Below are 13,763 nucleotides of genomic sequence, written 5' to 3'. Positions count from 1 at the left end.
TAGGTCAATCTCCTTTCTTCGCGGAGTAATCGCGTGTACGTGGTGGAATCAAGGAAACATCTACTTCTTCATAATGGAAGATTGGTGCAGAATGTCCATCGAATTTCGCCATTGTCGTTTTCAAGAAGTTCTCATCATCACGATTCGGGAAGTCCGGTTTGTAATGGGCTCCACGGCTTTCATTACGGTTAAGTGCACCAAGAGTAATAACACGAGCCAAGTATAGCATGTTTTTCAGTTGACGCGTAAATGTTGCACCTTGGTTAGACCATAGTTGTGTATCCGTAATGTTGATGTTTTCATAACGCTCAAGAAGCTCAACGATTTTATCGTCTGTCGCTTGTAGTCTGTCATTGTAACGAACTACTGTTACGTTATCAGTCATCCATTCGCCAAGTTCTTTATGAAGAACATAAGCGTTTTCAGTACCGTTCATTTTAAGCGTATCATCCCACTTCTGCTGCTCTTCTTTCACTGCTGCGTCGAAGATTGTAGAAGGAAGGTCCACTACAGAACGTTTCAAACCTTTCATGTAATGAATAGCGTTCGGTCCTGCGACCATACCGCCGTAAATTGCTGAAAGGAGTGAGTTTGCGCCAAGACGGTTTGCACCGTGCTGTGAATAATCACATTCACCCGCCGCGAATAGACCTGGAATACTTGTTTGCTGATTATAGTCAACCCATAGTCCGCCCATTGAATAGTGGACAGCCGGGAAGATTTTCATCGGTAATTTACGTGGATCGTCGCCTGTGAATTTCTCATAGATTTCGATGATTCCACCAAGCTTAATATCAAGCTCTTTTGGATCCTTATGGGAAAGGTCCAGATACACCATGTTTTCACCGTTGATACCAAGTTTTTGGTTAACACAAACGTCAAATATTTCACGTGTTGCGATATCACGCGGTACTAGGTTACCGTAATCCGGATACTTTTCTTCAAGGAAGTACCAAGGCTTGCCGTCTTTATAAGTCCAGACACGTCCACCTTCACCACGTGCCGATTCACTCATAAGACGCAGTTTATCGTCTCCTGGAATTGCTGTTGGGTGAATTTGGATAAATTCACCATTCGCGTAGTGTGCACCTTGCTGATAAACGATAGAAGCTGCAGAACCTGTATTGATGACAGAGTTTGTCGTTTTCCCGAAAATGATTCCAGGTCCACCTGTTGCCATAATGACTGCATCACCTTTAAAGGCTTGAATCTCCATCGTTTTCATGTTTTGCGCTTTAATACCGCGACAAACGCCTTCTTCATCAAGAATAACACCAAGGAATTCCCAGTGTTCGTATTTCGTCACAAGTCCAGCAACTTCATGACTTCGAACTTGCTCGTCTAATGCGTAAAGGAGCTGCTGTCCTGTCGTCGCACCAGCGAAAGCCGTACGGTGATGCATTGTACCTCCGAAACGTCGGAAATCCAACAATCCTTCTGGCGTACGGTTGAACATAACGCCCATCCGGTCCAATAGACTAATGATTCCTGGTGCTGCATCCGTCATTGCCTTAACTGGTGGTTGATTCGCAAGGAAGTCTCCGCCGTATACAGAGTCATCGAAATGAATGTCAGGTGAGTCGCCTTCCCCTTTTGTATTTACTGCACCATTAATGCCGCCTTGTGCACATACAGAGTGGGAACGTTTAACCGGAACAATGGAGAACAAGTCAACCGGCGTACCTTCTTCAGCGGCTTTGATAGTTGCCATCAGGCCGGCTAGTCCACCGCCGACGACAATCAATCTGCTTTTTGCCATTATTGTTTCACTCCTCAAATTATAGGTGATCTCGTAGTCATTTAGTTAAGTTGTTATTCAATTACGCCTCGGCGTAATTGCGTCCAAATTTGAATCAGCAGGGATTTCTGCTGATTCAAATTAAACAAATGCAAGTAGTGCTTGTATACCGATTACAGAAAGCACTAGGAATATTGCCATCGAGATATACGTAACGATGGTTTGTGAACGTGGAGATTGTGTAATTCCCCAGCTTACTAGGAATGACCAAACGCCGTTCGCCAAGTGGAATGTAGCTGCAAGGACACCTGCAATGTAGAACGCAAGCATGAATGGACTCGATAAGATGTCAGCCATCATATCGTAATCAACTTCATCTCCCAATGCTTTTTGAACTCTTGTTTGGAAGATGTGCCATGCGATGAACACGACTAGGAATACTCCCGTAATACGTTGTAGCATAAACATCCAGTTCCGGAAAGTCCCGTAACGCTTTACGTTATTTTTCGCTGTGAAAGCTATGTACACACCATAGAACGCATGGAACATAAGTGGGATGTAGATGATGAACCATTCAAGAAACAATACGAACGGTAAGTTACCCATGAAATTGGATGCAGTGTTGAATGCCTCTGGACCGCGTGTGGCAAAATGGTTAATCACTAAGTGTTGGGCAACAAAAAGCCCCACTGGAATGATTCCGAGCAGTGAATGAAGACGACGCAAATAAAAATCTGATTCTCTCGACAAGTCTTTTACCCTCCTTTATTAACTGAGTCCTTCAGTGCGCCTCTGTCATCATTTCGACATGAAGCGACCGTTGACGACGTACCTCTTCGTGGTACAATATTATGACATAACCATTGTACTCCTCAGTTTTGAAGAGGTCAAGACGATGTGGGCTTTTCGACACGCCCGAATTTAATATATTATTATTCTCTTGGATTCATTAACGCTATCATTTAACCGAAAGGGTTGCATATTCGATTGGAAAATACTACATATGATTCACCAACCCGTTTTGGCTATGAAATTTTACGAGATCACGTGTTGCCAAGTATCCTCGGGAAACATGAAGATGAAATCCTTTATTGGGCCGGAAAAGAAGTAGCTCGAAAATTCCCGATTTTTGGTATTGATGAACTTCCTGAGTTCTTTCAAGAAGCCGGATGGGGACCACTTCATCTTGAAAAGACGTTGAAAGACGAGGCTTTTTATTCTTTAAAAAATGATTTCGCTACAAATGCCCAAAACAGATCTTGCCAACTTGAAGCCGGTTTCATTGCACAACAGTACCAGAAATTTAGTGGACTGCTCACTGAGTGCTACGGAGAATTTAACGCAAAGGATGGTCTCATCCATTTCCAAGTCAAATGGGACTTAAAAACGAAAGTTGAGGCATGAAAAAGAAGATGCATCCTTTAAATCGGGCGCATCTTCTTTTTCATACAACTAATCTATATATGTTGAACTATTGATTCTATATGATCTCCAGCGAAGGCATCTCCATGCGCCGTGCGTTGTTCAGAGGTTTCTTTATGTCAACATATATAACTAAAAATAACCAGTAAATTACTGCTTATTTTCATGATGAAACACCCTATGTATAGTTACCGTTGGGTTGCACCTCTCGCAGTTTTCTCGTTAATCGCATGAGGGGTTTTTGGGAACGAATGAATAAGCACTTTCCAATCCATAATAGAGCAGCCAAAGATGGAATTTTGGCTGCTGAATCCATCTATATAGCATTCCCTTTTTGATTTTAAGGAAGTGTCACTTTCTATATGGAATTGCACTGTAACTTGTATAGTCTTAGCTAAAATTTGCAAGGAAGGCTTTATTAAAAGTGATAGAGTGCCCTTTGTCTTCAGGCACTTGCAATAAAATGGTTAACCAATAGACAAAAAAATTATTTCAGTCGTTGTCTAACCCGAATTGTTTATGAAGCGCCGCTACCGCTATTTCCATATCGGATTCTGGAATGACAACGGATACCTTGATTTCAGACGTACTAACCATTTTCACAGGAACTGAAGCACTACGGAGTATCTCAAACATTTGAGCAGCGACTCCTGGGTTGGATACCATTCCACTTCCAACGATTGAAACTTTCGCAAGACCCACTTCAAAGTCGGCTCTGTTGTAACCAAGAGCTTCTTTTTCCGTCTCCAAAACATTAATAGCTTCTGCAAAATCCTCTTTCTTAATGGAAAATGACACAGACGGCTGTACGCCTTCCATAATTGTCTGGACGATAATATCGACGTTAACATGGTGATCCGCAAGTGCAGTGAATATATTCGCAAGCGAGCTATTGTATGGAACGTCATACATAACTGTAATCCGAATGATATCTCTTTCAAAGGCGATGCCCCGAACAATTAAATTGTTTTCCAAATCAATTTCCTCCTTGATAATCGTTCCTTCACCTTCCATATGTGCAGGTCTGACCCGAAGCGGCATTTGATGGTTCTTGGCAAACTCAACCGCTCTTGGGTGAAGTACTCCTGCTCCTAAATTGGCGATTTCAAGCATTTCATCATATGATATTTCCTCAAGTTTCTTCGCTTGTCCAATTAATCTTGGATCTGTCGTAAATACCCCTTCAACATCTGTGTAAATATCACAGATAGCTGCATCTATTGCAATCGCAATCGCCACAGCACTTGTATCAGATCCCCCGCGACCAAGTGTTGTCAACTCACCTGAGCTGTCAGCACCTTGAAAGCCGGTAATCACTGCAACAGCACCCGATTCAAGCGTCGATACAACCTTATCTGCATGGACTTGCTCGATTCGCGCATTGCCGTGAACTGACTCTGTCGTTACACCCGCTTGCCACCCTGTATATGAGCGAGCCTCCAAACCTTGTGCCGCAATTGCCATCGCTAAAAGGGATGCTGTTACTTGCTCACCTGTCGCAAGTAGCATATCAAGTTCGCGGCGGCCCGCTTTCGGATTAACTTCCACGGCGAGCTTTAGAAGATCATCCGTTGTTTTCCCCATTGCAGAGACGATAACCGCAACTTGATTCCCCCGACTTACTTCACCTTGTACAAGCTTTGCAGCGCGTGCAATCCTCTCGGGGTTCGCAACTGATGTGCCACCAAATTTCATTACAATTCGTTCCATAATTATTCCCTCCAATTTCCCCCTGAACGCAAAAACGGCCCTCATAAGTATGAGAGCCGGTCCGATTGGAGCGCTCGCCGAAGAGCCGCCCCGTTCAGATAGCTCTCCAGGTATTTTTATACCTGACAGACTTCCATTTATTCAATGGAAATCCAGCAGGACAATCGTGACAGCCGATTGGTCCGCTTCGGCGAATACTCCTTTCAATCCCGTTCATCAGGCTGCCGCCTTCCGGAGATTTACTATTGGTATCCGCACCTCTATCTTCACTACATATGCAATTTTTTAGTGAAAAAACTCAGTGCGTTCACTCTATCACATTACTTCTCTTCTCGCAATGCCTCTTCACGGAAATACGTTTCCACTGATTCCGCAACCACCTTCGGCAAGCCCGCTTGTTGCAGCTCTTCAACGGATGCTTCACGAATCTTTTTCATAGATTCAAAGTGTTTAAGTAATAATGTTTTCCGTTTCGGTCCGACGCCTGGTAATCCATCGAGCGCTGATGTCAATGAATTAGTTTCGCGCCGTTGCCTGTGGAAAGTAATTGCAAACCTGTGCACCTCGTCTTGAATTCGCTGTAACAAGTAAAACGCTTCACTCGTTCTCTTTAGCGGGATCATTTCAATCGGATTGCCATAGAGAAGTTGCGCCGTCTGGTGTTTATCGTCCTTCGCAAGTCCAGCAATTGGAATCGACAAGTTCAACTCATCTTCAATGATTTCCCTGGCCGCTTCCATATGACCTTTACCACCATCTATAACGATTAGGTCAGGTAATGGCAAATCATCCTTTAGCACACGGATATAACGCCGCCTTACAACCTCACGCATCGCCGCGTAGTCATCGTGTGCAGCTGCAGTCTTCGTCTTATACTTTCGGTAGTCTTTACGGTTCGGTTTCCCATCAAGGAATGACACCATTGCAGAGACGGCATCTGAACCGTACATATGTGAATTATCAAATGCCTCAATACGGTACGGTATGGTGATATTCATCGCCTTGCCAAGTTCTTCACATGCGCCAATTGTACGAAGTTCTTGTCGTTCAATAAGTTGGAACTTTTCTTTCAATGATATCTCGGCATTCTTGATGGCTAGATGGACGAGATCTTTCTTTTTACCGCGCTGCGGAATGAAGACATTGACATCTAGAAGTTGACGGACGATTTCACTATCCATTCCCTGAGGCAACAAGATTTCTTTCGGGATTAAATGTTGGGACTTACCGTAAAATTGTCCGATGAACGTTAGCAGTTCTTCTTCCGGTTCTTGATAAACCGGGAATAGCGATACATCCCGTTCAATTAGCTTTCCCTGACGGACGAAAAAGACTTGAACACACATCCATCCATTGTCCACAGCAAATCCGAAGACATCACGATCAGTGAAATCACTCATCGTCATCGCCTGTTTTTCCATAATCGCTTCAATATTAACAATCTGATCGCGGTATTCTTTCGCGCGCTCAAACTCCAAATTCTCCGCAGCTGCAGCCATTTTTTCCGTCAATTCTTTTTTCACACTTTTATAGCCGCCATTCAAAAAGCGGGTAATATCATCAACCATTTCCTTGTACGTTTCCAATTCCACTTCATTGACACAAGGGGCGAGGCACTGGCCAAGATGGTAATACAAACAGACCCGATCAGGCATCGTATGACATTTTCGATAAGGATAGAGCCGGTCAAGCAACTTTTTCGTTTCACCGGCGGCAAAAGCATGAGGATACGGACCGAAGTATTTCCCTTTGTCTTTTTTCACTTGTCTCGTAATGATTAGTTTCGGATGACGCTCTGCCGTTAATTTTAAGTATGGATAGGTCTTATCATCTTTTAACATGATATTATATTTCGGATCATACTGTTTGATAAGGTTCAACTCGAGGACAAGCGCTTCCAGGTTGGTTGAAGTGACAATATATTCAAAGTCTATGATTTCTCCAACAAGTCGCTGTGTTTTAGCATCATGGCTACCCGTAAAATAACTACGAACCCGATTTTTCAACACTTTCGCTTTTCCCACATAAATGATTGTCCCTTGCCTATCTTTCATCAAATAACAGCCTGGCAACTCCGGTAATATGGCCAACTTTTCTGCGATTAACTCATTCATCTAATTCACCTACCAAAAAACCGGGTGCCAATGAAGGACCCGGTTATTCTATCAAATACATCTCGGCTATTTGCGACTGCCGCTTCGCTTTCATCGCAAAAAATATTTCGCCCAGATTTTGAACTTCTGCTAAATTAAGTTACTAATTAAGCGTGTTTTGCAATCAATTCAGCAAGTGCTTCTTTTGGTTTAAAGCCGACAACTTTGTCAACAATTTCTCCATCTTTGAAAAGAACCAAAGTAGGGATTGACATGATACCATATTTACCAGCTGTTTCTTGGTTGTCATCAACGTCAACTTTAACAATGTTCGCTTTACCTTCGATTTCGCCGTTTAATTCTTCAAGAACTGGAGCGATCATTTTACAAGGTCCACACCAAGGTGCCCAAAAGTCAACAAGGACAAGTCCTTCTTTAATATTTTCGTCAAAATTCTGATCAGTCGCGTGAATAATAGCCATAATAAATTTTCCTCCTCTTAATAGATAACCTATGTCTGTATTATAGCATGCAGCTATATGACGGGCTAAATATATGCTTAGTTATTGAAAGAAGCTCCCCACTATTGAGGGAGCTTCACTTTAAATTAGTTTGTCTTAATTTTTTTAATTTCTTCAATCATCATCGGAATAACCTCGAAAAGGTCACCAACAATTCCATAGTCTGCTACTTTGAAAATATTCGCTTCTGAATCTTTATTGATTGCCACGATTACTTTCGAGTTAGACATTCCTGCCATATGTTGGATTGCCCCCGAAATACCTGCAGCAATGTACAAGTCCGGTGTAACAACTTTACCAGTTTGCCCGATTTGTAGAGAATAGTCACAGTAATCCGCGTCACACGCTCCACGAGATGCACCGATTGCTCCACCTAAAAGTGTCGCAAGTTCTTGCAATGGTTCGAAGCCTTCCGCACTTTTCACGCCACGGCCCCCTGCAACAACAACTTTCGCTTCTGAAAGATCGACACCCTCTGTCGATTTACGAATAACTTCTGAAATGATTGTACGAAGATTGGTAACATCAACAGATAGTGCAGCTACGTCGCCTGTTCTGCCTGCGTCGTGCTCTAAAGGCGCAATGTTATTCGGACGTACTGTGATGAATAGAAGTCCGTCTTTGTTCTTCACTTTTTCAAATGCTTTACCAGAGAAGATTGGACGGATGAATACCGCAGCATCGCCCTCGCCTTCAATAGTAGTTACATCAGAGATTAAACCTGATGCTAGTTTACTAGCAATCTTAGGTGACAAATCTTTCCCTAAAGCTGTGTGACCGAACACAATAGCTTCCGGTTTCTCTTGTTCGTAAACCGCCATAAACGCTTGGCTGAATGCGTCAGAAGTATATAGTTTCAAATGTGGATGTTCCACAGTAACGACACGGTCTGCTCCGTAATGAATCATTTCTTCTGCAAGTGACTGAACAGCATCCCCGAGCAATACCCCGACAACCTCTCCGCCTCCCGAAATCTTTTTAGCAGCTGCAATCGCTTCGAATGAAACGTTACGCAAAGCTCCTTCTCGTGCTTCCCCAAGTACTACTACTTTTTTAGACATTTATAGTCCCTCCATTACAATTAAAAGTCTGATTAGATTACTTTAGCTTCATTTTTAAGCAGATTTACAAGTTCATTCACTTGATCAGAAATTTCGCCTTCAAGAATACGTCCAGCAGCTTTTTGCGGCGGAAGGTAAATTTCGATTGTTTGTGTTTTCGCTTCTACGTCATCTTCTTCTAGGTCAAGATCATCTAGTTCAAGCTTTTCAAGCGGCTTTTTCTTCGCTTTCATAATACCTGGAAGTGACGGGTAGCGTGGTTCGTTAAGACCTTGCTGAGCAGTCACTAGTAATGGCAGTGACGTTTCAATTGTTTCAGAATCCCCTTCAACATCACGAATGATTTTGACGGATGTACCGTTGATTTCAAGGTTCGTAATTGTCGTTACGTAGTTAATGCCTAGAAGTTCAGCCACACGTGGACCAACTTGTCCAGAACCGCCATCAATTGCAACGTTTCCTGCAAGAATCAAATCTACTTCTTTATCTTTCAAATACTCAGCAATAATTTTAGCAGATGTGAATTCATCCATTTCATCAAGGTCATCTTCAGTATCGATTAGAACCGCTTTGTCTGCACCCATTGCAAGCGCTGTTCGAAGTTGTTTTTCCGCGTCTTCTCCACCGATTGTAATGACAGTTACTTCGCCGTCATTTGCGTCGCGTACCTGGATAGCTTCTTCAATTGCATATTCATCATAAGGATTGATGATGAACTCCGCACCATCCTCAGAAATTTTACCGTTAGAAACCGTGATCTTTTCCTCTGTATCAAATGTCCGTTTTACTAGTACATAAATATTCATATTGCAGGCCTCCCTAACTTTTTAATTATTTCCCTTTAAATACAGGTACACGTTTTTCAAGGAATGCTTGGATTCCTTCTTTTGCATCCTCAGAGACGAAAACTTCACCGAATGAATCAGCTTCTGCCTTCACACCTTCATAATAAGAAGGATGCTTCGTAAATTGCAGCATCTCTAGTGCAGCTTTCACTGCGACAGGACCCTTCTTAGCAATCTTCTTAGCAAGCTCCATTGTTTTAGGCAGGAGTTCTTCATCTGTATAAGCATGATTGGCAAGTCCTAGACGGGCTGCTTCTATCCCACTGATTGGATCACTCGTTAATAACATCTCCGCTGCTTTCGGCATGCCGACGTAACGCGGAAGCCGCTGTGACCCAGCAAAACCGGGGATTAGACCCAATTGCAATTCCGGCAAGCCCAGTTTCGCATTTTCAGTTACAATCCGCATGTGACAGGCCATCGCTAGTTCAAGCCCACCACCCAGTGCCGCGCCATGAATAGCGGCAATAACCGGTTTAGAGAAACGTTCAAGCCGTTCAAAAACTTCTTGTCCGCTTGCGGAAAGTTTTGAAAATTCTTCGCCTGAAGTGACAGATGTAAATTCTTTAATATCTGCTCCAGCCGAGAAAAACTTGCCTTCTCCGTGAAAGACAATGACTCGTACAGAATCGTCGTTCTCCACTTGATCAAGTAATGCATTCACTTCCAGTATGAGTGCGCGTGAAAGCGCATTCGCGGGTGGCCTGTTAATTGTCGCAACAGCTACCCCATCATCAATTGCTACTGTTAGAAACTCCATTTCATCCCCACTTTCCATCAATAACGCCTCGGCGTAATTGCGTCCAAATTTTGAATTGTGCCTGCTGGATGCAGGTATGCAACCTTTGCCGCAGGACTCGGCGAACTTTGGTTGCCTTCCCGAACCCACTTCAAAATTTGCGACATCCGCCAGAGGCTACTTAACTTGATTCAAGTTACGCTTTCATTCCATTCATAATCAGCCTATGTACTTCGGGTGATAGTTTCATTAAATCATATTTTTGATCATTCATCACCCATGAAGTGATTGTTTCGTCAATTGTACCAAATACCATTTGTCTAGCAAGTCGGATATCAAGGCCTTCGTCTAGCGCCCCATTCACGATTCCCTCTTTCAAAATTGCATCTAGGAGCGTTAAATATTCTTTTAGGACTTCGTTAATACGAAGACGTAATTCTTTATTCGATTGACGAAGTTCTAGTTGCGTAACAATTGCCAAGTGACGGTCTTCATGCAGAATGCGAAAATGACTGTCAATCAGTCTGAATAGCTTTTCAGATGTATCAATATCCTGTTTCAATATAACTTCGACGTTATTTACGAAAATTGCCATTTTTTCTCTAAAAACAGATATCAGGATATCTTCTTTATTTTTGAAGTAAAGATAGATTGTCCCGTCAGCAACCCCCGCTTCTTTTGCTATCTTCGAAACTTGGGCTTGGTGGTATCCATTCTCAGCAATGACAATGACTGCCGCATCTACTATTTGCTTATATTTTGGTCTATCTCGTTTCATATCTATATATCACCACCAAAAAGAAAATATGAATGATGATTCATTCATATTTTCATATTAGTTGTTAACGGCTACTATGTCAAGCATTACATCACAGTGGAAGTAATTCCTTTTCAGCTTTCTCTTTTTCTTCATCAATCAAAGCACGGCGTAAAATTTTCCCGACAGCTGTTTTCGGCAATTCTGTACGGAATTCATAAAGTCGCGGCACTTTAAACGATGCTAAATTCTCTCGGCAATACTTATCAAGCTCTTCCTCCGTTACAGTAGCTCCTTGTTTCAAGACAATATAGGCTTTGACAGTTTCGCCCCTGTACGGATCTGGGATACCCGCGATAACACATTCCTGTATCGCTTCATGTTCATAAAGAACCTCTTCAATCTCCCGTGGATAAATATTGAAACCGCTTGCAATGATTATATCTTTTTTACGATCAACAACATAGAAATAACCCTCGTCATCCATATATCCAAGATCCCCAGTTAAAAACCAGCCATCGCGGAAAGTTTGTTCCGTATCTTCCGGTCTATTCCAATAGCCTTTCATCACTTGAGGGCCTTTTACCGCAATTTCACCAATTTCTCCATTCGCCAGCGGTTCTGATGACTCAGGACCAAGTATGCAAGAATCTGTATCTGGCCAAGGGACACCAATTGATCCTTTAGCTCGTTTGTCTGCCCAAACGAAATTTGAATGGGTAACGGGAGACGTTTCCGTAAGACCGTATCCTTCGACGAGTTTCCCACCAGTGACTTTCTCGAATTTCTCCTGCACTTCGACTGGTAATGCGGCAGAACCACTAATACACGCTTTAATTGAAGATAGATCATATTTTTTAAGATTAGGATGGTTTAAAAGTCCAATATAGATCGTAGGTGCGCCAGGAAATAAGGTTGGCTTCTGTTTATCGATTGCTTTCAAAGCCGTTTCAAAATCAAATTTAGGGATAAGTACCATTCTATTCCCTTGCATGACAGAAAGAATTAATACGGTTGTCATTCCATATACGTGGAAGAATGGCAAAATACCCATGACCGTTTCTTCGCCTTCTTTACACTTATACAACCATTCGCCACACATTTTAACGTTAGAAATAAGATTAGCGTGTGTCAACATGACTCCTTTTGGAGGACCCGTTGTGCCACCCGTATATTGCAGCAACGCAATATCTTCATCGTAATCAAAGTCATAACTAACCGGATCTGATTTTGCGACTTTCATAATTTCCGTGAATAGATGGTTCATTCCACGGTGCTCAACTTTCACTGTAATCCCGTGTTCTTTTTTCTGAATGAATGGATAGATGAGATTCTTAGGAAACGGTAGGTAGTCTTTTATTCCCGTTATTATTACATGCTCAAGTTTTGTGTCTTTAACGATTTTCGAAATTCGCGGAAATAGAATGTCGAGTGAAATGATTGCTTTCGCTCCAGAATCAACCATTTGATAAGCCACTTCACGCTCCGTATAAAGAGGATTCGTCTGAACGACGATTGCACCCACATACAATATCCCATAGTAGGCAATTGCCCCTTGTGGACAGTTTGGAAGCATGATTGCAACCCGGTCCCCTTTGACAATTCCGATAGTTGTCAAATAGTTCGCGAACTTCAAAGCTGATTCATGAAACTCTTTAAATGAGATGTCTTTACCAAGGAAATGCATAGCCGTCTTGTTAGGATATTTCTCGCTGGATCTTGTCAAGAATTCCTGAATAGGAATATGTTCATAGTCAAGCGTCTTTGAGATTTCAGCGGGATATAAGTCCAGCCAAGGTTTCATTGTCAAATAAAAGCCTCCTTTTTCCTCTTCTTCAATTCTTTGAATATTCCTAATCTAATTATAGTAGTAATTGAGTCAGGTTTCAAATAGAATATTTTATGTCAATAAAAAAAGCCTTGACCAGAATAAACTGGTCAAGGTGTATTTGCCGTCATCCAATAAATACCTACTGCGATAAATAATACGCAGACAACGAGTAATATTTTGGCTAATTTCTCCATAACTTCACAACCCTTATGAAATACTTGCTCCTATAACGAATGATAGTCCAACTGATATCGTCAAGGATATGAAACCGACTGCACGATTATCTGCTTCGATTTCCTTATCAATATTGAATTTAGGTGTCAGGAATTCAAACAACAAATAGGCGAAAATAAGCAGGGTAAATCCAAACAAGCCCCAGCCAATCATTTGAGGTAATGAATTATGCTGTTCGATTGAGTATCGAAATATGTTTGCTACCCCAAATATTTTACCACCTGTCGCAAGTGCCACTGCAACGTTTCCTTTTCTAATTTCTTCCCAATTCTTATATTTCGTGACGAGCTCAAAAAGCACCATTGAAACGATAAGACATAGGACTACTACACTGAAATAGCCTGCTGATTCTACTAATGGATGATTCCAAAATTCGGTTTTATTCATAGTTTTAGACTCCTTTTACGTTCGGTCATTCCTTCCTATACGGATAAGCACGTAAAAGGTTTCAAAAACGGGAATATACTTTTTCATTAGCGCATGAAACTTTGAGAGAATCTTATCCACTGCGTAGGTGGATATAGAGATTCCTTTCAAGTCGCTGCGGCGCTCGGGGATGCCTTCCGCCCTTAGCGAGAGCACTGAAAAAGTACGATTTCCTTCAATCCCGTTGATTTCCGTTCCGAGCGGACGCTTTCCGCGGGCACGGCTTCAGTCAATCGAACTACGAAGAGTTCGATTTGCCGTATTTCTGTGTTCTTTGCAGAAATTAAGGCATTCTTGCCCCGTGCTCCCAACGCTAGCAAAAGCCGCTCTTCACTACAATCAACTAGTTCTTACTATAAAAAAGAACTTTTTCAGTGACTCCCCCT

12 protein-coding genes and 1 riboswitch are annotated in these 13,763 nt (G+C 42.2%); of the genes, 1 reads left to right on the top strand and 11 read right to left on the bottom strand.

The features are described 5' to 3' along the window. Positions 1-4 precede the first annotated feature (4 nt). Positions 5-1,759: a succinate dehydrogenase flavoprotein subunit gene (gene sdhA / locus ACP8HG_RS02990; RefSeq protein ID WP_067207858.1), complete on the bottom strand. Its 1,755-nt coding sequence runs from the start codon at positions 1,757-1,759 to the stop codon at positions 5-7. A 120-nt stretch (positions 1,760-1,879) separates the two neighbouring features. After that, a complete protein-coding gene (locus tag ACP8HG_RS02985; RefSeq protein WP_067207855.1) occupies positions 1,880-2,488 on the bottom strand; it encodes a succinate dehydrogenase cytochrome b558 subunit in 609 nt (202 codons plus the stop codon). A gap of 237 nt (positions 2,489-2,725) precedes the next feature. Here ACP8HG_RS02985 and ACP8HG_RS02980 point away from each other — a divergent pair, with 237 nt between their 5' ends. Then, the gene (locus ACP8HG_RS02980; protein ID WP_338652858.1) at positions 2,726-3,142 is read left to right on the top strand and encodes a YslB family protein; all 417 of its coding nucleotides are present in this window, start codon (positions 2,726-2,728) and stop codon (positions 3,140-3,142) included. A gap of 510 nt (positions 3,143-3,652) precedes the next feature. Here ACP8HG_RS02980 and ACP8HG_RS02975 read toward each other — a convergent pair. From ACP8HG_RS02975 to ACP8HG_RS02935, 9 genes are all read right to left on the bottom strand, one after another. Continuing rightward, a complete protein-coding gene (locus ACP8HG_RS02975; protein WP_438298164.1) occupies positions 3,653-4,870 on the bottom strand; it encodes an aspartate kinase in 1,218 nt (405 codons plus the stop codon). Between the two features lie 91 nt (positions 4,871-4,961). After that, positions 4,962-5,141: riboswitch (Lysine riboswitch) on the bottom strand. A gap of 49 nt (positions 5,142-5,190) precedes the next feature. Next, complete coding sequence (gene uvrC, locus ACP8HG_RS02970; RefSeq protein WP_187047343.1) at positions 5,191-6,984, bottom strand: excinuclease ABC subunit UvrC; 1,794 nt, start codon at positions 6,982-6,984, stop codon at positions 5,191-5,193. A gap of 146 nt (positions 6,985-7,130) precedes the next feature. Next, positions 7,131-7,445, bottom strand: a complete 315-nt coding sequence (gene trxA, locus ACP8HG_RS02965) for a thioredoxin (protein ID WP_067207845.1) — start codon at positions 7,443-7,445, stop codon at positions 7,131-7,133. 125 nt (positions 7,446-7,570) lie between these two features. Next, the gene (locus ACP8HG_RS02960) at positions 7,571-8,545 is read right to left on the bottom strand and encodes an electron transfer flavoprotein subunit alpha/FixB family protein (RefSeq protein ID WP_187047342.1); all 975 of its coding nucleotides are present in this window, start codon (positions 8,543-8,545) and stop codon (positions 7,571-7,573) included. A 32-nt stretch (positions 8,546-8,577) separates the two neighbouring features. Then, positions 8,578-9,351 carry an electron transfer flavoprotein subunit beta/FixA family protein gene (locus ACP8HG_RS02955; RefSeq protein WP_187047341.1) on the bottom strand — a complete coding sequence of 258 codons (774 nt, stop codon included), beginning with the start codon at positions 9,349-9,351 and terminating at the stop codon, positions 8,578-8,580. A gap of 25 nt (positions 9,352-9,376) precedes the next feature. Next, positions 9,377-10,150 carry an enoyl-CoA hydratase gene (locus ACP8HG_RS02950; RefSeq protein ID WP_067213902.1) on the bottom strand — a complete coding sequence of 258 codons (774 nt, stop codon included), beginning with the start codon at positions 10,148-10,150 and terminating at the stop codon, positions 9,377-9,379. Between the two features lie 175 nt (positions 10,151-10,325). After that, positions 10,326-10,907 carry a TetR/AcrR family transcriptional regulator gene (locus ACP8HG_RS02945; protein WP_067207836.1) on the bottom strand — a complete coding sequence of 194 codons (582 nt, stop codon included), beginning with the start codon at positions 10,905-10,907 and terminating at the stop codon, positions 10,326-10,328. 91 nt (positions 10,908-10,998) lie between these two features. Next, positions 10,999-12,696 (bottom strand): AMP-binding protein, encoded by a 1,698-nt coding sequence (locus tag ACP8HG_RS02940; protein WP_438298163.1) that lies wholly within the window; start codon positions 12,694-12,696, stop codon positions 10,999-11,001. A 228-nt stretch (positions 12,697-12,924) separates the two neighbouring features. After that, on the bottom strand, positions 12,925-13,338 hold the full coding sequence (locus ACP8HG_RS02935) for a DUF350 domain-containing protein (RefSeq protein ID WP_067207831.1): 414 nt from the start codon (positions 13,336-13,338) through the stop codon (positions 12,925-12,927). Positions 13,339-13,763 lie beyond the last annotated feature (425 nt).

This window comes from Sporosarcina sp. FA15 (assembly GCF_051550195.1).
In the GTDB taxonomy this organism is placed as follows: domain Bacteria; phylum Bacillota; class Bacilli; order Bacillales_A; family Planococcaceae; genus Sporosarcina; species Sporosarcina psychrophila.
Note: the sequence above shows the minus strand (reverse complement) of the source record. Positions and strands in the feature narration are given on the sequence as shown.